Origin of the sequence: Sandarakinorhabdus sp. (assembly GCF_040398665.1) — a bacterium.
Lineage (GTDB): Bacteria > Pseudomonadota > Alphaproteobacteria > Sphingomonadales > Sphingomonadaceae > Sandarakinorhabdus.
Genome location: NZ_JBBATQ010000005.1, coordinates 68,810 through 90,433, shown reverse-complemented (window position 1 = coordinate 90,433; position 21,624 = coordinate 68,810). Strand labels below are relative to the sequence as shown.

The following is a 21,624-nucleotide window of genomic DNA, read 5'->3' as shown; positions in this document are numbered from 1 at the left end:
GCGAACACTCACGCCAGATCAGGACCGACGAGGCGCTGCCACCAGGTGCGGGCGACCGGCACCGGCTGCTTGCGCTGTTCCAGCTGCCAATGCGGCAGGCTTTCCGCAGCCACTTCGCGGCCATCGCGATCCACGATGATCAGCAGCCAGGTGTCTGCGCCATGCCGCCGCGTTGCCACCTGCAACTCGGTGCCGGCCAGCACGAACTGGTGCCGATTGTGAATCAGATGATTCAGCATCTTGGCCGGAGTTTCGGTCCAGCCGGGGCCTACGATGCGGTCGAGGACCACACCAAGGGGTGATTGGAGGGCGTGCAACGCCGAGACAATGTATGTAGCCATGGGTGAACGATATGCTTAATAAATAATAAATACAAGCCGATTCGAATAAGATTAAGAAAAAGTTATTTTCATTAATTTCAGATGGTTGGATCAGTCGGAACGTCGTTGATCACGGCTGAAGAAAGGCTGCAGCGGCGCCGCTGGTTCAGATGCGCAATCTCGGTCAGCGCCGGGCGCACGCCCATGGTCTGTCGTCGTTGGACCACCACCGTCATCGAACTTGGCGTTGGTAAGGCGAACCGGCCTGGATCCGAGGGAGCGCTTGCGGCGACCGACACTCGGACCGCGGCGACAGGGGGGCGATCTCACGTCGGCTGGCATCACTGGCGTGATCGAATTGACAGCGTGCGAAGTCGGGCCCGCCGGCCTGAAACCCGAAGCCTGGGTGACGCACTGGGCCCATTCCCGGCCTGACCGGCATTTGCCGTTTCCGGCTTGCACCGGAAATGGTCGTGCGGCTCAGGCCAGATCAGGGCCGACCAGTCGCTGCCACCAGCTCTGGGCGGCGCGCGCGGGCTTCTGCTGCTGCTCAAGCTGCCAGTGCGGCAGGCTTTCCGCAGCGACTTCGCGGCCATCACGATCCACGATGACCAGCAGCCAGGTGTCCGCGCCTTGCCGCCGCGCTGCGAGCTGCAGCCCGGTTCCGGCCAGCACGAACTGGTGCCGATTGTGAACCAGATGATTCAGCATCTTGGCCGGAGTTTCGGTCCAGCCGGGGCCTACGATGCGGTCGAGGACCACACCAAGGGGTGATTGGAGGGCGTGCAACGCCGAGACAATGTATGTAGCCATGGGTGAACGATATGCTTAATAAAGAATAAATTTAAGCCGATTCTTTTTGGGCAATGAATTTTTTTTCAAGCGCAATTACAGAGCATTGGCGCAAGATCGGCGGCGATTATGCAAAATAGAAAATGGCATCGGCGCCGCTGATTCGGGGCGTCACGTCTGTCAGATTCGGCCTGGTTGACGTGAGGTGCCTTCGTCGGGCGGTGCCACCAGCGGTGTGCTCGAACATGCAACTGATCATGCGAGCCGGCGCGGCGGCCGGGGACGGCATGGGATGGCCGTCAGCGCCAGCGCATCGGTGTCTGGGGTGCGCCGATCAGCCCCGGCAATCAGGCGGCATCAGGGTCCATCAGGCGCTGCCACCAATTGAGGCGCGGGCTCGGCGTGGGGCGCAGCTGTTCGATGCGCCAGTGCGGCAGGCTTTGGGGTGCGACTTCGCGGCCCTCGGGATCGACGATGATCAGCAACCATTGATGTTCGCCCTGGCGCCGTGCCGCCAATTTCAAGTTGCTGTCAGCCAGGATGAATTTGTGCCGGCCCTGCACAAGATGGTCGAGCAGGTTGGCGGGCGTTTCGGCCCAGCCAGGGCCGACGATGCGATCCAGCAGGGTGCCGCGCGGCGATTCCTGCGCATTCAACGATGAAACAACATATTGGCCCATTTCAATGGGCTATGGCCAAAGGGGCTTGAACGCAAGTGACGCTTCGGAGAAACTTTCCCCGAAATGGCTGACATTTCGCTGTGACGCATTGAAATTGCTGCACATGCGGGATCTACGTACGACGCAAAATTGCACCCCGTCCGGCAGCAGACAAAGCCCCGCTGATGCGTCCAGGTCAGCGGCGGAAAAAGCGCCGCTGATTCATGGGCATCGGGGTGGTCTTTTCGCGGAAGACGATGCGGCCCTTGTCCAGATCATAGGGCGTCATTTCCACATGCACCCGATCGCCGACGATGGAACGGATGCGGTTCTTGCGCATCTTGCCGGCCGTATAGGCAATGATCTCGTGCTCGTTTTCCAACTTCACGCGGAAGCGCCCGTCGGGCAGGATTTCGGTGATTTCACCTTCGATCCGGATGATCTCTTCTTTTGGCATGTTACGCCTGAATCTCGCTGGCAAACCGCATGTAATATCCCGTAGTTGTGCTTGGACAGCCGGGCCGTGTGCCGGGCAGCCGCGTGGCCGGCTTGCCCCATGGCGCGTCAAGGCCGAAAAAGCAACCCGTCCCCCTTTGCAAGCCGAGCGGTTCGTGGCCATGTGTGACTGCATCTCAACAGGACAACGCCCATGAAAAGCCGTGCCGCCGTGGCCTTTGCGCCGAATCAGCCGCTCGAAATCGTCGAGATCGATGTGGAAGGGCCCAAGGCGGGCGAAGTGCTGGTGGAAATCATGGCCACAGGCGTTTGCCACACCGATGCCTACACGCTGGAAGGCAAGGACAGTGAAGGCATTTTCCCGTGCGTGCTGGGCCATGAAGGCGCCGGTGTGGTGCGGGCGATCGGTGCCGGCGTCACCAGCGTGGTGCCAGACGATCATGTCATCCCGCTCTACACCCCCGAATGCCGGCAATGCAAAAGCTGCCTTTCGGGCAAGACCAATTTGTGCACCGCCATCCGCGCGACGCAAGGCAAGGGGCTGATGCCTGATGGCACCACGCGGTTCAGTTACAAGGGCCAGCCAATTTACCACTATATGGGTTGCTCGACCTTCTCGAACTTCATCGTGCTGCCCGAAATTGCCGTGGCGAAGATCCGGCCCGACGCGCCGTTCGACAAGGCCTGCTACATCGGCTGCGGCGTCACCACCGGCGTCGGCGCGGTGGTCAATACCGCCAAGGTGCAGGCCGGAGCGCGCGCCATCGTGTTCGGGCTGGGCGGCATCGGGCTGAATGTCATCCAGGGGCTGCGGCTGGTGGGCGCCGAACAGATTGTCGGGGTCGATCTCAATCCGGACCGCGAACATTGGGGCCGGCAATTCGGCATGACCCATTTCGTCGATCCCCGCGACGTGCAGGGCGATATGGTTGCGCATCTGGTGGCGCTTACCGAGGGCGGCGCGGATTACACCTTCGATTGCACCGGCAACACCGATGTGATGCGCACTGCGCTCGAATGCTGCCACCGCGGCTGGGGCGAATCGATCATCATCGGGGTGGCCGAAGCCGGCAAGGAGATCAGCACGCGCCCGTTCCAGCTGGTGACCGGCCGGGTGTGGAAAGGCACCGCGTTCGGCGGCGCCCGCGGCCGCACCGACGTGCCGAAGATCGTCGATTGGTACATGAACGGCACCATCGCCATCGATCCGATGATCACCCATGTGCTGCCGCTGGAAAAGATCAACCAGGCGTTCGATCTGATGCACGGCGGCGAGAGCATCCGCACGGTGGTGCTGTTTTGATCACGCGCACGCAAACCGCCTGCCATGGTGGGGTGCAGTCGTTTCACAGTCACAACAGCAAGGCCACGGGAACGGTCATGCAGTTCGGGTTGTTCACCCCGCCGGGATCTGGCCCGTTCCCGGTGCTGTGGTGCCTGGCCGGCCTGACCTGCAATGAAGAGACCTTCGCGATCAAGGCCGGGGCGCAGGCGCTGGCCGCTGAACTCGGCCTGATGTTGATCACGCCCGATACGTCACCGCGTGGCGACGGCGTGGCCGATGATCCGGCGTGGGACGTGGGCCAGGCGGCGAGCTTCTATCTCGATGCGACGAACCCGCCGTGGGCGGCACATTTCCGCATGCGGACATGGCTGATCGACGAGCTGCCGGCGTTGATCGCAACGAACTTCCCGGCCGATCTGGCGCGGCAGGGCATCACCGGCCACAGCATGGGCGGCCACGGCGCGTTGACCCTGGCGCTGAAACACGCGAGCGTGTTCCGCAGCGTATCAGCCTTCGCGCCGATCGTCGCGCCGACGCAGGTGCCGTGGGGGCAAAAGGCGCTGCTCGCCTATCTGGGGGATGACCCGGCAGCCTGGGCCGTGCATGATGCCTGCGCGCTGATCGACGGCGGCGCGCGCGTGGCGGATTTGCTGGTCGATCAGGGCGAGGCGGACCAGTTTCTGGAGCCTCAATTGCGGCCGGAATTGCTGGCGTCGGCCTGCGCCCGCGCCGGCATCCCGCTCACCCTGCGGCGGCACGCGGGGTATGACCACAGCTATTGGTTTGTGCAGAGCTTTGTCGGCGATCACCTGCGCTGGCACGCGGCGCGGTTGCGCTGAGCGGCCGTTCCCACCCCCAGCCCCTCCCGCAAGCGGGAGGGGGGTCGTTTCCGCCCTGTTTCACTGCTCCCCTCCCGCTTGCGGGAGGGGCTGGGGGTGGGTCTTGTTGCCCTCAAGTCGCCAGATTCAAACGGCTCTGGCCACCGGCACTTCGATCAACGTCGGCCTATCACTGGCCAGCGCCGCCTGAAACGCCGCGATCAGTGCCGCAATCGATTCCACCCGCACGCCCTGCACGCCATGCGCCGCCGCCAGCGCCATGAAATCGATGGCCGGTTCTTGCAGATCCATCGCCACGAACACGCTTGTGCGGGCGCTGTGGTCGCCGATGGCGCGGGTGCGCTGCTTGAGAATGCGGTAGGATGCATTGTTGAACACGATCGTCACCACCGGCAATTTGTAGTGCGCGCACGTCCACAGTGCGGCGGCGCTGTACATCAGGCTGCCATCGCCAGTCAGCGCCACCACCGGCCGGTCCGGGTGCGCCAGCTTCATCGCGGCGGCCTGTGGCACACACACGCCGATGCCGCCGCCGCGCATGCCGAACCAGGAATCGGGCCGCGTGGCGGGCAACAGGCTGCGCACCACATTCATGCCGGACGACAGCAGCTCCTCGATGATGATCGCATCATCCGGCATCACCTCACCCAGCCGCTTCAGCACCGCCAGCGGGTCCATCGGGCTGGCGCCCATTGCCGCTTCGGCCTTGGCCAGCAGCGCGGCCTTTGCCTCGGCAATGCGCGCCACCACGCCGGCCCGCCGGCCATCGCCGCAGCCCGTCACCAGCGCCGTCAATTCCGGCAAAGTCGCCTTGGGGCAGCCCTGGATGGCGGCATCGGCGGCGAAATTCTTGCCGATCTGCCAGGGCTCGTCATCCAGATGCACGACAGATGTGCCCGGCGCCAATGCCTCCACGCCGGTCGCCTGGCTTTGGGTGAGCAGATCGGCGCCGATGGAAATCAGCAGATCGTGACCCTGCATGACGCTGCGCAGCGCCGGGGTCATGCGCGGCACGGTGCCGGCGAACTGCGGGTGGTTCGATGGGAAGGCGGCGCGGTTGGCCATGCCCTCCATGTAAACCGGCGCGCCGACGGCCTCGGCGAACGCCACCATCTCGGCAAAGGCATCATTGTTCGCCACGCAATCGCCGGCAAAGATCACCGGCGTTTCGGCGGCACGAATCATCGCGGCCGCCTTGGCGATTTCCGTCGCATCGCCGCGCAGGCCGGCACCGATGCGCGTCGGCGCGCCGAGATCGAGATCATCGGGCGCGATTGCCGTGAGCACGTCACCGGGGATGGAGAGGAACACCGGCCCGGTCGGCGCTGTGAGCGCCACTTTCGCCGCCCGCCGCACCGCGCGCGGCAGTTCGGCGATGCTGTTCACTTCGAACGACCATTTGCACAGCGGTCGCGCCATGGTGGCCAGATCATCCCACAGCAAAGGCTCGGTCAGGCGGATGCTCATGTCCTGCTGCCCGGCGGTCACCAGCACCGGCGCGCCGGCCTTGGCGGCGTTATAAAGCATGCCCATGGCGTTCCCCAGGCCCGGCGCGGCGTGCAGGTTGCACACCGCCAGCCGCCCCGTGGCCTGCGCCCAGCCATCGGCCATGCTCATCACCACCACCTCGTTCAGGCCGAGGATGTAACGCAGCCGATCTTCCACGACGAAGGCATCGAGCAGCGGCAATTCGGTGGTACCGGGATTGCCGAAGACGAACTCGACGCCTTCGCTGTGCAAGATGTCGAGCAATATATGCTTGCCGGCTCGGCTCATGGGATCACCTCGTCTTGCGTGACGGGCGGCAGCCGAACGCTGCCATCCAGCAGGCCGGCGCCGGGCAGATAGGCGCGGAACATCAACACGAACGGGCCCTTGGGCGCCGGCAGCCAGTTCACCACGCGCTCGCCACTCGGTTTGCCGTTCTGGATGAACAGTTCGATGCTGCCATCCGGATTGGGCCGCAAATGCCGCGATCGGTCGCCCACTGCAAAGCGATCGAGCGCATTGGGCACGAAGAACAGGCGGCCATCTTCTTCCTGTTGGTACATGGTCAGCGACCAGAAACCGCCCACCGGCAACCCACCGGGAATGCGCAGCCGCCAGCTCTTTTCGCCGGTCAGCGGCCGGCCTTCGCCATCGGTGCGCGCCGACACATAGATGGCCTCCACCCGCGGCAGTGCTGCCAGCCCGCCCAGCGCCACCAGGCTGCGCAGATCATCATCGTCGCCATAAAGCGCCATGTTGAACGGCGGATAGATCCAGCCGCCCACGCCGCCCCCCGCCATCAGCCCGCCCTTCAATTCGGCGATCAACGCCGGCAGGCTGTCGTCCCACAATTTCTGCTGTTCGGGCGTCAGATTCTCCCAGGCCTGGCCGATGCCCTGTTGGGCAAAGCTCTGGGCGCGGGCCACCAGCCGGTCATCGCCGGACCGCGCGACGGCGGCATTCACCGTGGCAAGGAACGCCTTGCCATCGGGCGTGGCCGGCACCTGCAAGTCCAGCGGCGTCGCGCCGGCCACGGCCGAAAGCGTGAAGCGCGTCAGCCCATCGGCGGCGGCGGCGAGATCCTCCGTGCCATTCACCACCACCCGCACCAGCAGCCAGGCGTCGTTCGATTGGCTTGGCACCTTCTCCACGCCGGCCGGCAACTCGCCGCGCCAGCCGGGGCCCACGATGGCATAGCGCCCGCCTGCGGCACCCACCGTACGCGTGCCAAGCAGCGCGTTCACATCGCTGGTGATGCTCATCAGCGAGGCCGAATGATAGCGCGCCAGCGGCGGGATGGTGAAAAACACCGGGCCCTGGGACAGATCGAGCCAGGCCGAGCCATAAAGCGTGTCGTTGTTGGGCGTCGTGATCTCGCGCGTCGTGGCATCGGCCAGGGTGACGCGCGGGATCAGCGCATTGATCCCGGTGCCGAAGCCGGCCTCGGCGATCCGGGCCAATTGCAACTGGCGGGTGCGCAGCATTTCATAAGGGGCAAAGCCGAAGCGGAAGGCGCGGCGCAGCGCGCGGATGTCCGGCGTATCGGGCAACGGCGCGATTGCAGCCGGTGCCGGCACGGGCTTTGCGGCAGGCTTTGGCGCTGGCCTGGCCGCCACGGCAGGCTTCTTTGCAGGCGGTGCGGCCTGCGCCGGCACCGCCTCCACAATGATTTGGGCCAGCAGCGCGGCAATCATTCCCCAATGGCGGCGCATCTTCCGTCCTTCCCTGATCATTTTGCCCGTCCATGCCCAAGGGGCGCGCGGGCGTAAAGTCATGTGGAACGAATCAGTCCTTCGATCCGGGAGATACAGCATGAGCGAAGCCTATATCGTTGCCGCCAAGCGCACCGCCGGTGGCCGTCGCGGCGGCTTGCTGCGCGATTGGCACCCCGCCGATCTGGCCGGCAAGGTGCTCGATGCGCTGGTCGATGACAGCGGCGTCGATCCGGCCCTGATCGAAGACGTCATCATGGGCTGTGTCGGTCAGGGCGGCCAGCAGAGCACCAACGTGGCGCGCAACGCCGTGCTGTCCTCGAAATTGCCCGAATCCGTGCCGGGCACCAGCGTCGATCGCCAGTGCGGTTCGAGCCAGCAGGCCATCCATTTCGCCGCTGCCACGGTGATGAGCGGCCAGATGGACGTGGTGATCGCTGCCGGCGTCGAATCGATGACGCGGGTGCCGATGGGCATGACCGTGGCGCTGCCCGCCAAGGCCGGCATGGGCATGCCCTATGGCGAAGGCATGGCGGCGCGCTATCCGGGCATCCAGTTCAGCCAGTTCACCGGCGCCGAGATGATCGCCGAGAAATACGGGCTGACCAAGGACATGCTCGATGAATTTGGTTACGAAAGCCAGGTGCGTGCGGGCCGCGCCGCGAAGGATGGTTCGTTTGCCAATGAAATCGTCGCCGTCGATGTAACCACGCATGACGGTGCGCTGCATCGCCATACCCAGGATGAAGGCATCCGGTTTGACGTGTCGCTGGACGGCGTGCGCGGCGTGAAGCTGATCAACCCCGATGGCGGCCGGTTGACGGCCGCGACCAGCAGCCAGATCTGCGACGGCGCGTCCGGCGTGCTGATCGTCAACGAGCGCGGCCTGAAGGCCCTGGGCGTCAAGCCGCTGGCGCGCATCCACACCATGACCGTGGTCGGCGAAGACCCGGTGATCATGCTGGAAGCGCCGATCGGGGCGACCAAGAAGGCCTTGCAGCGTGCCGGCATGAACATCGGCGACATCGACCTTTATGAAGTGAACGAGGCCTTTGCGTCGATCCCGATGGCCTGGCTGCAAGTGCTCGGCGCCGATCATGCGCGGCTGAATGTGAATGGCGGCGCGATTGCGCTGGGGCACCCGCTGGGGGCTTCGGGCACCAAGCTGATGACCACCCTGGTCCACGCGCTGCATGCGCGCGGCAAGCGTTGGGGCCTGCAGACGATGTGCGAAGGCGGCGGGCTTGCCAATGTGACGATCATCGAGGCGCTGTAAGTCAGGGAAAACCCACCCCCAGCCCCTCCCGCAAGCGGAAGGGGAGTCGATAGCCCTTCCGCCGCCTGCTCCCCTCCCGCTTGCGGGAGGGGCTGGGGGTGGGAAACGCAGCAAGCGCGAACCGTCGTCGATAAAGGAATTCATGATGACCTATACCCAGATCGCCCTCGACATCGACGGCCCCATCGCCACCATCACCCTCGACCGGCCGGAGAAGCTCAATGCCTTCACCGGTGTCATGATGGCGGAGATCATTGCCGCCTTCGACGAAACCGACGCGAATGATCAGGTGAAGGCCGTGATCGTCACCGGGCGCGGCCGGGCCTTCTGCGCCGGGGCGGACCTCAGCGCCGGGGCCGCCACCTTCGATTATGAAAAGCTGGGCGGCGCGCGCAGTGCCAGCCCGATCGGCGACGATGGCAGCATCGATTGGCACCACCCGGCCACTCGCGACGGCGGTGGCCAGATGACCATGCGCATCTTCCGCAGTCTGAAACCGGTGATTGCGGCGGTGAACGGCCCGGCCGTGGGCATCGGCGCCACCATGCAATGCGCGATGGATTTCCGGATGGCCAGCGACACGGCGCGCTTCGGATTCGTCTTCGCGCGGCGCGGCATCGTGCCCGAAGCCGGATCGAGCTGGTTCCTTTCGAAGCTGGTCGGCCTGCCGCAGGCGCTGGAATGGTGCATGACCGGCCGGGTCTTCGACGCCGCCGAAGCCGAAAAGGGCGGTCTCACCCGTTCCACCCACGCCCCGGACGATCTGTTGCCGGCGGCCCGGGCGCTGGCGCTGGAGATCGCCGAGAATACCGCGCCGGTCTCGGTGGCGCTGACCCGGCAGATGCTGTGGCGCATGGCCGGCGCGCCCAGTCCGTGGGATGCGCATCGGCTCGATTCCAAGATGGTCTATATGCGCGGCCGTTCGGGCGACGCGAAGGAAGGCGTCGTCAGCTTCCTCGAAAAGCGCAAGCCGGCCTATCCGGACACCGTGAGCCAGGACATGCCGGCAGCAGTGTTTCCGTGGTGGCCTGAGGAAAAGTGGTAATCATCGCCGTCGCAGCGGCGAAAGATGAGTATCGCCGTTGCAGCGGCGAGTGGTCATCATCGCCGTCGCAGCGGCGAGTGGAAGGCCTCAGGCCTGTTCGAGCAGTTCGGCGGCTTCCAGCCCCAGCCGGTTGATGCGCGCCAGCACGCGCGGCCATTCCTCGGTCAGGAACTGCTCGCGCTCTTGTGTCAGCAGGCTGTTCATGGCGCCTTCGGCGGCAAACAGGCCAACGCCCTTGCGCGCCCGCACCAGGCCGGTGGCTTGCAGATCCTGATAGGCCTTGGCAACGGTGAGCGGGTTGACCCCGGCTTCGGCCGCCAGCGCCCGAACCGACGGCAGCATGGCACCATCGCCAAGCGTCAGGATCCGTTCGATAATCACGTCACGGATCTGGCGATAAATCGGGCGGTCTGGCGTGAACATCACTGTGGTATGGGGCCAGCACAGCCGCAGGTCAACCGTGTTAACCATCTAGACCAGCAGAAAGTGGCGTCCTGTCTGCCGGAAGGCCGCGTCAATCGAGGATCAGCACCGGCTTCACCACGCGCCCTGCCGCCATGTCGGCCACGGCCTCATTGATGGCGCTCAGCGGATATTCGCGGATCAGCGGCGTGTGGTTGAAGCGGCCGGCGACATGGCGGCCGATCAGCCAGGGGATGAAGGCTTGCGGATCGGCATCGCCCTCCACCGCCCCCCTTATGGCCCGCCCGCCCAGCAATGTGTTGGGGTTGAAGGTGATTTCGGTGCCCGGTGCGGTCACGGCCAGCATCGCCAGCTCGCCGCGGCTGGCCAGCGCCTCCAGCCCGCCGCGCACCACTGCCGACACGCCGGTGGTATCGACAATGCGATCGACGCCGGTTGCGCAGATGGCGCGCAGCGCGGCCGCCAGATCCTGGCCTTCCGCCAAGATCGTGTGCGTCGCGCCCAGTTGCCGCGCCAGATCGAGCCGCGCCGCCACCCGATCGACCGCGATGATGCTATGGCAACCGCGATCCACCGCGGCCAGCATCGCCGCCAGGCCGACCGAGCCTGCCCCCAGCACCGCGAACGACTGCTCGGCCTGCACGTCCAGCGTGTTGTAGGCCGTGCCAGCGCCGGTTTGCAGCCCGCAGCCGAACGGCGCCAGCAGCGCGAACGGCACATCCGCGTCCACCTTCACCGTGTTGCGCGCATAGGCGATGGCGTGGGTGGCAAAGCTGGATTGGCCGAAGAAGCCGCCATAGACCGGCGCGCCCGCCAAGGTGAACGGCGCCCGGCCGTCCGAAAGCACGCCGGCATAGTTCAACATCATGAAATTGCTGCAATATTGCGGATGATCGTGGCTGCAATTGCTGCACGCGCCGCAACTGGCATAGCTCAGCACCACCCGATCCCCCGGCGCGACATGGGTAACGCCGTCCCCCACCGCCACCACCGTGCCGGCGCCTTCATGGCCCAGCACCTGCGGCAGCGGCGTGCCCTGTTCATAACGCTGCACGCCGACATCGGTGAAACAGATGCCGCACGCCGCCAGCCGGACCAGCAATTGCCCCGGCCCCGGATCGGCGAGTTCCAGTGTTTCGAGGCTGTAAGGTCCGCCGCGTTGGCGCAGCACGGCAGCGGTGGTGGTCGTCGTCATGGCGGGTCTCCCGTTCTGGCACCATCATCGGCTCTGGCCCCGCGAAAGGCCAGCCGCCATTCCTGCGAGGACAGCCTGTTGCAGACCGGCTTGACCCCGGACGCGCGCCCGTTCAATTACGGCCACGATGGACAGTCCTTCCGCACCCCCGCCGACCTTCGAGGCCGCATTGAAGCGCCTGGAGGATATCGTGCGCCAATTGGAGTCCGGCGAACTCAGCCTCGATGCCTCGATCAGCCTGTATGAGGAAGGCCAGAGCCTGAAAGGCCTGTGCGAGGCAAGGCTGGCCGATGCCCGCATGCGCATCGAACAGATCCAGCAAAGCGCCGCCGGTGAAGCCGCCGGCACCCGCCCCTTTGATGCCCAGTAAAGGCGCCGCCGCGATGGTCCCCGCTCCGTTGATGCTGAAACCGGCGCTCGATGCCATTGGCAAGGCCATTGATCAGCGTTTTGATCGCCTGCTCGCCGTGCCCGACGACAGCCGCGCCCGCCTGTATGAAGCCATGCGCCATGCCGTGATCGGCGGCGGCAAGCGCATGCGGCCGTTGCTGGTGGTGGCGGCTTGCGATCTGTTCCAGGTGCCACGCGAACGCAGTTTGCGGGTCGCGCTGGCGATCGAATGCATCCATTGCTACAGCCTGATCCACGACGATCTGCCCTGCATGGACGATGACGATCTGCGCCGCGGCAAGCCGACCGTGCACATCGCCTTCGATGAAGCCACCGCCGTGCTGGCCGGCGATTGCCTGCATGATCTGGCCTTTGAAATCCTGGCTGATCCTGCCACCCACGATGATCCGCAGGCGCGGCTGGAACTGATCACCCAATTGGCGATCCAGTCCGGACCGGAAGGCATGGCCGGCGGCCAGATGATGGATCTGGTGGCGGGCGATGTGACCTATGATCTGGCGGGCATCACCCGGCTGCAACAGTTGAAAACCGGCGCATTGATCGTGTGGTGCCTGGAAGCCGGCGCCATCATGGGCCGCGCCACCGATGCCGAGAAGAAGAGCCTGCGTGGTTATGCCCGTGATCTTGGCCTGGCCTTCCAGATTGCCGATGATCTGCTCGATGTCGAAGGCACGTCGGCGAAGACCGGCAAGGCGGTGCAGAAGGATGCGGCGGCCGGCAAGGCGACGTTCGTGTCGCTGCTCGGCCTTGATCGCGCCCGCGACCAGGCCAGCGCGCTGATCGATCAGGCCATCGGCCAATTGTCCGGCTTTGGTCCGGAGGCGGACTTGCTGCGGGCGATTGCGCGCTTCGCGGTCGAACGTGACCGGTAGGGAGCTCAAGCCATGACGCGCATCGGTGTCTATCCCGGCACGTTCGATCCCATCACCCTGGGCCATATGGACATCATTCGGCGCGGCGCGCGCCTGGTGGACCGGCTGGTGATCGGGGTCGCCACCAACCCATCGAAATCGCCGATGTTCACCCTTGCCGAACGCAAGGCGCAGATCATCCGGGAGACGGCCGATATTCCCAATGTCGAAGTGGCCGATTTCGATGAACTGCTGATGTCGTTTGCCGAACGGCTGGGCGCCACGGTGGTGGTGCGCGGCCTGCGTGGCGCCGGTGATTTCGAATATGAATTCCAGATGACCGGCATGAATCGCGCCCTAAACGACGATATCGAGCAGGTATTCTTGATGGCCGATGTGGCATTGCAGCCGATCGCTTCACGTCTGGTCAAGGAAATTGCGGTCTATGGTGGCGACATCCGCAAATTCGTGCCGCATGCCGTGGCCGCCGATGTGGTGGCCCGCGTGCAGCAGACCGGGATGAAGGGCCAGTGATGCGATTTTCGATACTGTTTGCTGCGGGATTGCTGGTTGCCGTGAGCGGGGCCACGTCCGCGCTGGCGCAGCAGGCGCCGCGCATTGACCCCAAGGATTTGAAGGCGCCGCCCAAGCTGCCGCAGATGGCTGCGCCCTCCAATCTGCAGGGCATGATCGCGCAGGTCAGCGAAGAGAATATCCTGCTGCTCGATCTGGCCTCCGGCGGCCGCGTGAAGATCATCATGCGCCCGGACGTGGCCCCCAAGCATATCGATCGCATCCGCACGTTGGTGCGGCAAGGGTTCTACGACGGCACGATCTTCCATCGCGTCATCGATGGCTTCATGGCGCAGGGCGGTGATCCAACCGGCACCGGGACCGGCGGATCGAAGCTCGACGATCTGAAGGCCGAATTCAACGATCTGCCCCATGTGCGCGGCGCGGTGGCCATGGCGCGCGCGCAGGGTGAAGACAGCGCCAACAGCCAATTCTATATCGTGCTGATGCCCACGCTGAAGCTGGATCGCAACTACACGGTGTGGGGCCGGGTGGTCGAAGGCATGAAATGGGTGGACGGCATCGAAAAGGGCGAACCGCCGGACAACCCGACCCGCATCGTCAAGGCCAGCATCGCCACCGACAAGGTGCCGCCGCCCGATTTTGCCGCGCTGAAGCCGGCTGCCAGCGCGATTCCGGTTGGGGCGCTGGATCTGCCGCCGCCCACATCGGGCACCGCGCCAGTGGTTTCGGGGCCGACCCCGCCGCGCTGAACCGTCCCCCCCCTTCCTCCATCAAAGGGCTGTTCCCCCAATGCTGGTGTCCGATTTCGATTTCGATCTGCCGCCTGAGTCCATCGCGCTGAGACCCGTGTCGCCTCGCGATTCGGCACGGTTGCTCAACGTGACCGGGCGTGAGCTTGGCGCGCTCGGCGATTTTGGCTTTCTCGATCTGCCGGGCCTGCTGCGGGCCGGCGATGTGCTAGTGGTCAACGACACCCGCGTCATCCCGGCGCAATTGTTTGCCACCAAGGGCGAGGCCGCCATCGGCGTCACCCTGCACAAGCGCGAGGCCGCCAACCGCTGGTGGAGCTTCGTCAAGAACGCCCGTCGGCTGCGGGGCGGCGACGTCATTGAATTTGGTCAGGGCGCAGTGACCCTGTCCGGCACAGTGCTCGAAAAGAGCGGTGATGGCGTGCTCTGGCAATTCGATACCGACGGCGCGCCCCTGGAAAGCGCGCTGCACGCCGTCGGCCAGATGCCGCTGCCGCCCTATATCGCCCGGCGGCGTGGCATCGATGCGGCCGACCTGGCCGATTACCAGACCCTGCACGCCGCCAAGGATGGCGCGGTCGCCGCGCCCACCGCCGGCCTGCATTTCACGCCGCGCCTGTGGGACGCGCTGGCCGCTGCCGGCATCGCCCGCGAAACGGTAACGCTGCATGTCGGTGCGGGCACCTTCCTGCCGGTCAAGGCAGATCGCGTTGCCGATCACCAGATGCACGCCGAATGGGGCAGCATCGATGCGGCAACGGCGCAGCGCCTGAACGCGGCGCGGGCCGCCGGTGGCCGCATCATCCCGGTCGGCACCACCAGCTTGCGTCTGCTCGAATCGGCGGCCGGCCAGGATGGTGTGATCCAGCCCTTCACCGGCGACACCGCCATCTTCATTCACCCCGGCTATCGCTGGCGCGCCGTCGATGGCCTGATCACCAATTTCCACCTGCCGAAATCGACCCTGTTCATGCTGGTCAGCGCCATGATGGGGCTGGACGTGATGCGCGCGGCCTATGCCCATGCCATTGCGAAGGGGTATCGCTTCTACAGCTATGGTGATGGCAGCCTGCTGTTGCCCGGATCGGCCGCTGGCAGCAATCCTCGATGAGTGTGGCCTTCACCAAGGAATCCGACGCCGAAGCTGTCGCCGCCGATCTGCCTGACCGGCCGATCCCGGCCCACGCCAATCTGGTCACGCCGCGCGGCCTGGCGCAGATCGACGCCGAACTGCGCACGGCGCGCGCCGCCTATGCCGCGGCACAGGCCGGCGACGCGATCAGCGCCGACCGCACCGCCATGGCCCGCGCCACCCGCGATCTGCGCTATTGGTCGGCGCGCCGCGCTTCGGCGCAAGTGATCGCGACGCAGCCCGCCGGGGAAACCGTGGTGTTCGGCAACCGGGTCAGCCTGGAACGCGCCGACGGCCGCACGCAAAACTATGCCATCGTCGGTGACGATGAAGCCGATCCGGCATCCGGCAGCGTGTCGTATGTTTCGCCGCTGGCCCGCGCGCTGATCGGCAAGGGGCTGGGCGATGTGGTGACGCTCGTTGGCCAAGAGGTGGAGATCGTCGGCATCAGTTGAAAAACGGGTGAGACAATACAGCCCTTGCATATGCTGCCAGGACACACGAGGAAGCGTGTAAGATAATATTCATCCGGCAAGAAATGCACTTTCGGGGGGAAGACCATGACAACATCGAAACTGTACCTTGCCATGTTGCTGGCCGGGACCGCCGCCTTGACGCCGGCAATTGCGCAGACTGCAAATCCGGCACCAGCCGCTGCGACGTCAGCGCGTGAAGAAGCCGAGCCGGCTGCGGAAATCCTGGTGGTTGGATCGCGCGGGCGGGCGCGCACCGATGTCGATCGGCCGGTGCCGGTCGATGTGGTCGGTGCGCCGGAATTGCGCGCCACCGGCCAGACCGATCTGGGCCAGCAATTGCAGTTCACCTCGCCGTCGTTCAATTCGGCCAAATATGGCGTCAACGGTGCGACCAACTATGCCGATCCGGCGTCGCTGCGCGGGCTTGGCCCCGATCAGGTGCTGCTGCTGATCAACGGCAAGCGCCGCCATCAGTTTTCGGCGCTCAACCTCAACGTCGCGCCGGGGCGCGGCACGGTGGTCAGCGATCTGAACGCGATCCCGTCGGCCGCCATCAAGCGCATCGAAGTGCTGCGCGATGGCGCCGCTGCGCAATATGGATCGGATGCGATCGCCGGGATCGTCAACCTCGTGCTCAACGACGGCGCCGAAGGCGGCACGGTCGATGTGACGGCCGGAATCTTCCACGAAGGCGACGGCGAAACCTATCGCGCCGCGCTCAACCATGGTTTCCGGCTGGGCGGCGAGGGCGGGTTCTTCAACTACACGCTGGAATTCTTCGATTTTGCCGGCACCAACCGCTCCGACACGTTTGACGGCGCGCTTTATCCGGCCACGCCGGCGACTTATGCCACCACCGGCCCGACGGTGAATTTCCCCTATGCCACGGCCAATCCGCGCGTCGATCGCGGCGTTTATCCCACCACGCCATTCGTGGTCGGCAACTTCGGCGCTAACGAGAACCGTACCTATCAGGCGTTCTTCAACAGCCAGGTGCCGATCAGCGAAACCACCAACATCTATGCTTTCGGCGGCTATTCGCAGAAGGACATCGTCGCCTTCGGGTTTTTCCGTTCGGCCGCGAACTTTGCCAACTCCACGCTCAGCATCTTTCCCGACGGCTATGTGCCGGTGATCCCCGGCACATCGAAGGATTATTCGGCTGTGGTCGGCGCCAATCACGAGACATCGGGTGGCCTGAAGCTCGACCTGTCGATCGGCTATGGCCATAACGAGCTCGACCAGTCGATCTTCAACACGCTCAACCCGTCGCTGGGCACGGCATCGCCCACCAGCTTCTATGTCGGCCGCACCAATTTCGGCCAGTACATCGCCGAATTCAACGGCAGCAAGAATTTTGACGGCTTTGGCGGGCTGAAGGGTCTCAACATCGCGTTCGGATTGCAGGCGCGGCGCGATGATTTCCGCGTGATGCGCGGCGATGCGGCGTCTTTTGCCACCGGGCCGCTGGCCGCGTCGGGCAAGTTCATCGGTTCCAGCGCGCGCCCCGGCATCGCCGATCGCGACGAAATCGACATTGCGCGCGAAAACTACGCCGGTTTCGTCGATGTGGAGCTGGATATCAACGACGCCTTTCTGGTGGCGGCGGCGCTGCGCTATGAAAACTACAGCGACTTCGGTGGCAACGTCTCGGGCAAGCTCGCCGCGCGCTACAAGATCACCGACAGTTTCGCGGTCCGCGGCTCGTACAACCGGGGCTTCCGGGCGCCGTCGCTGGCGCAGATCGGCAACCGGGTGCTCACCTCCACCGCACAGAACAATGTCGTGGTGCAGACGCAGCAGGTGTCCAGCGATGATCCCCGCCTGGTCACGCTGGGCGTTGAGCAGCCACGCGCCGAAATTTCCAACGGCTTCAGCGCCGGTGTGACCGGTGATTTCGATGATATTCTGGGTGGGCAGATCACCACCACGCTCGATGTGTATCTGATCGACATCAAGGATCGGATCACCATCAGCCAGGGCCTGCGCACCGCCGATTTCCCGGCCATTCGTGCGCTGTTCCCCACCAACAATGAAATCTCGTTCTTCACCAACCAGATCGACACGCGCACCAAGGGGATTGATTTCGTCGCCACCTACCGCACGCGGCTGAGCGACGATTGGCGCCTGGATGCCAGTGTGGCGGCCTCGCACAATCCCACGAAGGTCCGCCGGCAGCGGCCAACTCCGGCGCCGATCCTGGTCAGCGCCACCGCACGTGGGCAAAGCCTGCAATTGCTCGATCAGACGTCGATCGAATTGATCGAAGTCGCCATCCCGCAAACCAAGGTGCTGGGCAGCGTCACGGTCGGTTACAAGAATGTCACCGTGAATGCGCGCGGCACCTATTTCGGTTCGGTCAAGGCGTTCAGCACCGGTCTGTCCGGGCAGGACCCGAATGTGCAATGCGATGCCGCGGCCCGCTGCGTGCAGACCTTCGCGGCCAAGGCGATCTTCGATCTGAGCTCCAGCGTGAAATTGATGGACAATCTCAACATCACGCTGGGGGCCAATAATATCTTCAACACCTATCCCGACAAATACAATAATCGTCGGGACGGATTTCTGGGTGAGGCGGCCTCCTACTCGAACGGCCAGGTGCCTTATTCGCGCAATTCCAACCAGTTCGGGTTCAATGGCGCCTATTATTATCTGAGCGCTGCGTTCAGCTTCTGATTTTGTGCTCTGTTTGAAGGCCCCAACGCCCTCCCCACAAGGGGAGCCGAAGTGCTTCGGTCAAAACGATATTCAGCTCAGGTTGCGTTCGCTCAGGTTGCGTTCATCGTCCAATTGGCGAGCAGCAGAAACGCCGTGCCGCCGATGGTGGCGTGGGCCAGCAGCGCCGGGCCGACGATCTCGGGACGCGGCTTGGCCATGAGGCCGGCAAACAGGCCGGAGACCACGGCAAGGCCCAGCAGCACCAGGGCAATCCTGATGTCATCGCCCAGCGGTGCGGTGCCGCGGACCAGCTTGCTGCACAGCACCACCACCTCCAGCCCGCCCAGGCCGGTGAGAAGATGAATGGCCTGCACGCCCTTTGGCGGACGCTTGGCGCTGAGAAAATACCAGCCCAGCACCAGCCCCATCGCGACGGTCGTGCCATAGATGATGATCGGCAACCAGACCTGCATGTGTTTCTCCCCCCATGCGCGGCTCAACACGCCGCGATCATATGTCAGTGCCGGCCTGGCCGCCAGCCGGGCGTAACAGCAGCCATAGCCGATATTCGCCGGCCTGAAGCAGCGCACCGGGCTGGCGCATGATGGCGTTTTCGACGATTTCGGTGGCGATCGGCGACAGGGCCGCACTGCCCGGCAAGGGCACCATGGCGGTGATGCGGCCGACGCTGTCAGCCGTCACTTCATATTCGACGCGCAGGCCCTGTGGCGGCAACGGCAGCGTGGCGACATCGCGGGCCAGGCGCTGTTGAATGCCGCTCCACGCCGGGCCGGGGCGGGCGAGCGGCAGGGCGGATGCGCTGGCCGGCGCTTGCTGCGGCGGGCAGGGGCTGGCAGCGCGGCTGACCACCACCGGCCACAGCCAGCCCGGCCGCCATTTCAGCGCCATGCAGCCGCCGATCTCATAATCATCATAGCTGCCGGAGGTGCTGGCCAGCCCGCCGACGCCGTGCACGGTCACGCCGCCGCTGTCCCCCGGCACCGGCGAGGTCACCACCCGGTAATTCTTGCGCCCGCGCCGGCCACGGGTGACATATTTGTCGGTCACATTCAGCACCGCCTCGCGCACCGGCCCCGGTGACAGCGCCGCATTGCCGAGATGCACGATGGTGACGGCTACCAGCACGCCGGCCATGATCGCCAGGATCAGGCCGCCAAAGCCGGATTTTCCATTTGCCATCTGCGCCTGCTGCGCGGCCCGCCAGAATGGCAAGCTGCCCGCTATGCCGAACACCGCCGCCGACAGGCTGGCCCATTCCCAGCCGCCCGCCAGCGGCTCCGGCCAGGCGAACAGGATCGCCACGAACGCGATCCCGGCCGCGCCGTGGAGCGGCCAGGTGGAGGATGCGCTGTTGCCGGACATGGCAGGTATGTAACCATCCACCGCCAGCCTGCAAAGGTGGCTGCGGCGCTTTTGCCGGGACGGCGCGCCCCGGCTGGCGCTGGCGGCGGTTGCGCGTATAACCGCCGACGTGACCGACGATGCCCGCCTGGATTATCGCGACGACGACGCGCCGGATGCCCTGCAGGAAGGGCAGTTGAGCCGTGTCTTTGTCGCTGATGTAACGGCGGCGGTGGACAGCAGCGATGTGGACAGTGTCCGCGCGCTGGTGGCGCCGCTGCACCCGGCCGACGTCGCCGATCTGTTTGCCGCCATTGCCAATGATCGGCGCGGGCCGCTGGCCAGCGCGCTCGGTGAACTGCTCAATGCCGATGTTGTCGCCGAGCTTGACGATTATGTCCGTGATGATGTGCTCGGCGCGCTGTCGCCCGGCGAGGTCGCCGAAGTCGTCACCCAGCTCGACACCGACGATGCCGTGGCGATCATCGGCGATCTGGAAGCGGATGAGCAGCGCGAAGTGCTGCGCGCACTGGCACCCGAAGACCGTGCCGATATCGAAGCCGCGCTGAATTACCCGGAGGAATCCGCCGGTCGCCTGATGCAGCGCGATCTGGTCGCGGTGCCCGAAACCATGAGCGTCGGCGAGGTGATCGAAGCGGTGCGCACCACCATCGATCCGGCGACGGATTTCTGGGAGATTTTCGTCATCGATGCCGCACGCCGGCCCACCGGCACCATGCGGCTGAGCTGGCTGCTGACCGCACCGCCCGATATTTCCGTGGGCGATGTGATGAAGCGCGAACAGACGCTGATCCCGGTCGCGATGGACCAGGAGGAAGTGGCGCTGCTGTTCCAGAAATACGCGCTGATCTCGGCGGCGGTGGTGGATGATGCCGGCAAGCTGGTCGGTGTGATCACCGTCGATGACGTGGTGCACATCATTCAGGCCGAAGCCGGCGAAGATGTGCTGAAACTGTCCGGCGCCGGCGACGGCGACATCAACGAGCCGGTGTTCACCACCTATCGCACCCGGTCGCGCTGGCTGGTTGCCAATCTGGTGACGGGCCTGGTGTCGGCCAGCATCATCGGCGCGTTTTCCAGCAGCATCCAGGCGCTGGTGGCGCTGGCGGCGCTGTCGCCGATCGTGGCCAGTGTCGGCGGCAATGCCGGCAATCAGACCATGGCCGTCACCGTGCGCGCGCTGGCCACCAATCAACTGACGACCAGCAACACGCGCCGCACCGTGTGGCGCGAGATCCGGGTGGCATTGCTCAACGGGCTGACGCTGGCCGTGCTGATGGCGATCGGCGTCACCCTGGTGTTCGGCAATGCCACGCTGGGGCTGGTCATTGCGGTGGCCATGCAGTTCAACATATTGATCGCCGGGCTGGCCGGCGTGATGGTGCCGCTGACGCTCGACCGGCTGGAGGCCGACCCGGCAGTGGCATCGTCGGTGTTCGTGACGATGATCACCGATTCGATGGGCTTCTTCGCATTCCTCGGCCTGGCGACGCTGGTCGGCGTCCAGTATCTGGGCTGATGTTGCATCTGACCAAAGTGGCCGTGGGCTGCCCGGACATCGAGACGTTGGCGGCCCGGCAGACGCAGTGGTGGGGCGACGGCCGCGCCGGTGCCCACACCCGCTTCATGCCGAAACGCGCTGAGGAACTGATTGGCGGTTCGATCTTCTGGATCATCGCACATCGGCTGGTGGCGCGGCAAACCATCCTGTCCATCGCCATGGCGACGACAGCATGGGGCGAGAAATGCGCCATCGAACTGGTGCCTGGCCCAGTGGCGGTGCAGGCGCGACCATGTCGCGCCCACCAGGGTTGGCGCTATCTCGCCGCCGAGGACGCGCCCGCGGATTTTGTGGACGGCACCAGCGACGGCATCGAGGCGCTGCCGGCCGGGCTGGTGCGGGAATTGCAAGCGCTGTGGTTGCTTTAAGCCAAACT

General features: G+C 65.0%; 24 protein-coding genes. 13 read left to right on the top strand and 11 right to left on the bottom strand.

The genetic code is table 11. The annotated features are described in order from the left end of the window. Positions 1-8 precede the first annotated feature (8 nt). The 5 genes from ABWP22_RS08535 to infA form a co-directional block, all read right to left on the bottom strand. Positions 9-341, bottom strand: a complete 333-nt coding sequence (locus tag ABWP22_RS08535) for a hypothetical protein (RefSeq protein WP_353199537.1) — start codon at positions 339-341, stop codon at positions 9-11. Positions 342-418: 77 nt separating this feature from the next. After that, positions 419-556, bottom strand: coding sequence for a hypothetical protein (locus ABWP22_RS08530; RefSeq protein WP_353199536.1), 138 nt, complete (start codon positions 554-556; stop codon positions 419-421). 244 nt (positions 557-800) lie between these two features. Continuing rightward, a complete protein-coding gene (locus ABWP22_RS08525; RefSeq protein WP_353199535.1) occupies positions 801-1,133 on the bottom strand; it encodes a hypothetical protein in 333 nt (110 codons plus the stop codon). Between the two features lie 326 nt (positions 1,134-1,459). Beyond that, positions 1,460-1,792 carry a hypothetical protein gene (locus ABWP22_RS08520; RefSeq protein WP_353199534.1) on the bottom strand — a complete coding sequence of 111 codons (333 nt, stop codon included), beginning with the start codon at positions 1,790-1,792 and terminating at the stop codon, positions 1,460-1,462. Positions 1,793-1,967: 175 nt separating this feature from the next. Beyond that, complete coding sequence (infA, locus tag ABWP22_RS08515) at positions 1,968-2,228, bottom strand: translation initiation factor IF-1 (protein WP_017668801.1); 261 nt, start codon at positions 2,226-2,228, stop codon at positions 1,968-1,970. Positions 2,229-2,420: 192 nt separating this feature from the next. Here infA and ABWP22_RS08510 point away from each other — a divergent pair, with 192 nt between their 5' ends. Beyond that, entirely contained in the window at positions 2,421-3,530 is a 1,110-nt protein-coding gene (locus ABWP22_RS08510) for an S-(hydroxymethyl)glutathione dehydrogenase/class III alcohol dehydrogenase (protein WP_353199533.1), read from the top strand. Further along, complete coding sequence (gene fghA, locus ABWP22_RS08505) at positions 3,527-4,351, top strand: S-formylglutathione hydrolase (RefSeq protein WP_502951106.1); 825 nt, start codon at positions 3,527-3,529, stop codon at positions 4,349-4,351. The genes ABWP22_RS08510 and fghA overlap by 4 nt, the downstream gene beginning before the upstream one ends. A gap of 126 nt (positions 4,352-4,477) precedes the next feature. On the opposite strand, the gene ABWP22_RS08500 is transcribed toward fghA, so the two are convergent. After that, entirely contained in the window at positions 4,478-6,127 is a 1,650-nt protein-coding gene (locus ABWP22_RS08500; RefSeq protein WP_353199532.1) for a thiamine pyrophosphate-binding protein, read from the bottom strand. Next, the gene (locus ABWP22_RS08495; protein WP_353199531.1) at positions 6,124-7,551 is read right to left on the bottom strand and encodes a DUF1254 domain-containing protein; all 1,428 of its coding nucleotides are present in this window, start codon (positions 7,549-7,551) and stop codon (positions 6,124-6,126) included. The genes ABWP22_RS08500 and ABWP22_RS08495 overlap by 4 nt, the downstream gene beginning before the upstream one ends. A 100-nt stretch (positions 7,552-7,651) precedes the next feature. Between ABWP22_RS08495 and ABWP22_RS08490 the strand changes: the two genes are divergently transcribed. Next, the gene (locus ABWP22_RS08490; RefSeq protein ID WP_353199530.1) at positions 7,652-8,827 is read left to right on the top strand and encodes an acetyl-CoA C-acetyltransferase; all 1,176 of its coding nucleotides are present in this window, start codon (positions 7,652-7,654) and stop codon (positions 8,825-8,827) included. 145 nt (positions 8,828-8,972) lie between these two features. Continuing rightward, the gene (locus ABWP22_RS08485; RefSeq protein WP_353199529.1) at positions 8,973-9,872 is read left to right on the top strand and encodes a crotonase/enoyl-CoA hydratase family protein; all 900 of its coding nucleotides are present in this window, start codon (positions 8,973-8,975) and stop codon (positions 9,870-9,872) included. Positions 9,873-9,959: 87 nt separating this feature from the next. On the opposite strand, the gene ABWP22_RS08480 is transcribed toward ABWP22_RS08485, so the two are convergent. Beyond that, complete coding sequence (locus ABWP22_RS08480; protein ID WP_353199528.1) at positions 9,960-10,295, bottom strand: GntR family transcriptional regulator; 336 nt, start codon at positions 10,293-10,295, stop codon at positions 9,960-9,962. 91 nt (positions 10,296-10,386) lie between these two features. Further along, positions 10,387-11,490 (bottom strand): NAD(P)-dependent alcohol dehydrogenase, encoded by a 1,104-nt coding sequence (locus ABWP22_RS08475; protein WP_353199527.1) that lies wholly within the window; start codon positions 11,488-11,490, stop codon positions 10,387-10,389. 127 nt (positions 11,491-11,617) lie between these two features. On the opposite strand from ABWP22_RS08475, the gene ABWP22_RS08470 reads away from it, so the two are divergent. From ABWP22_RS08470 to ABWP22_RS08440, 7 genes are all read left to right on the top strand, one after another. After that, the gene (locus tag ABWP22_RS08470; RefSeq protein WP_353199526.1) at positions 11,618-11,860 is read left to right on the top strand and encodes an exodeoxyribonuclease VII small subunit; all 243 of its coding nucleotides are present in this window, start codon (positions 11,618-11,620) and stop codon (positions 11,858-11,860) included. A gap of 13 nt (positions 11,861-11,873) precedes the next feature. Next, positions 11,874-12,773: a polyprenyl synthetase family protein gene (locus ABWP22_RS08465; RefSeq protein WP_353199525.1), complete on the top strand. Its 900-nt coding sequence runs from the start codon at positions 11,874-11,876 to the stop codon at positions 12,771-12,773. A 12-nt stretch (positions 12,774-12,785) separates the two neighbouring features. Then, complete coding sequence (coaD, locus tag ABWP22_RS08460) at positions 12,786-13,286, top strand: pantetheine-phosphate adenylyltransferase (protein WP_353199524.1); 501 nt, start codon at positions 12,786-12,788, stop codon at positions 13,284-13,286. Continuing rightward, positions 13,286-14,038 (top strand): peptidylprolyl isomerase, encoded by a 753-nt coding sequence (locus tag ABWP22_RS08455; protein WP_353199523.1) that lies wholly within the window; start codon positions 13,286-13,288, stop codon positions 14,036-14,038. The genes coaD and ABWP22_RS08455 overlap by 1 nt, the downstream gene beginning before the upstream one ends. A gap of 40 nt (positions 14,039-14,078) precedes the next feature. After that, a complete protein-coding gene (gene queA / locus ABWP22_RS08450) occupies positions 14,079-15,149 on the top strand; it encodes a tRNA preQ1(34) S-adenosylmethionine ribosyltransferase-isomerase QueA (RefSeq protein ID WP_353199522.1) in 1,071 nt (356 codons plus the stop codon). Continuing rightward, positions 15,146-15,625, top strand: a complete 480-nt coding sequence (gene greA, locus ABWP22_RS08445) for a transcription elongation factor GreA (protein WP_353199521.1) — start codon at positions 15,146-15,148, stop codon at positions 15,623-15,625. Before queA ends, greA begins: the two co-directional genes overlap by 4 nt. Before the next feature lie 105 nt (positions 15,626-15,730). After that, positions 15,731-18,322 carry a TonB-dependent receptor plug domain-containing protein gene (locus ABWP22_RS08440; protein WP_353199520.1) on the top strand — a complete coding sequence of 864 codons (2,592 nt, stop codon included), beginning with the start codon at positions 15,731-15,733 and terminating at the stop codon, positions 18,320-18,322. Between the two features lie 92 nt (positions 18,323-18,414). On the opposite strand, the gene ABWP22_RS08435 is transcribed toward ABWP22_RS08440, so the two are convergent. Both ABWP22_RS08435 and ABWP22_RS08430 read right to left on the bottom strand, forming a co-directional pair. Continuing rightward, positions 18,415-18,777 (bottom strand): hypothetical protein, encoded by a 363-nt coding sequence (locus tag ABWP22_RS08435; RefSeq protein WP_353199519.1) that lies wholly within the window; start codon positions 18,775-18,777, stop codon positions 18,415-18,417. Between the two features lie 37 nt (positions 18,778-18,814). Beyond that, positions 18,815-19,687, bottom strand: a complete 873-nt coding sequence (locus ABWP22_RS08430) for a hypothetical protein (RefSeq protein ID WP_353199518.1) — start codon at positions 19,685-19,687, stop codon at positions 18,815-18,817. A gap of 109 nt (positions 19,688-19,796) precedes the next feature. Between ABWP22_RS08430 and mgtE the strand changes: the two genes are divergently transcribed. Together mgtE and ABWP22_RS08420 are read left to right on the top strand one after the other, a co-directional pair. Continuing rightward, on the top strand, positions 19,797-21,206 hold the full coding sequence (gene mgtE / locus ABWP22_RS08425; protein ID WP_502951105.1) for a magnesium transporter: 1,410 nt from the start codon (positions 19,797-19,799) through the stop codon (positions 21,204-21,206). Beyond that, entirely contained in the window at positions 21,206-21,616 is a 411-nt protein-coding gene (locus ABWP22_RS08420; protein WP_353199517.1) for a DUF1489 family protein, read from the top strand. Before mgtE ends, ABWP22_RS08420 begins: the two co-directional genes overlap by 1 nt. Positions 21,617-21,624 lie beyond the last annotated feature (8 nt).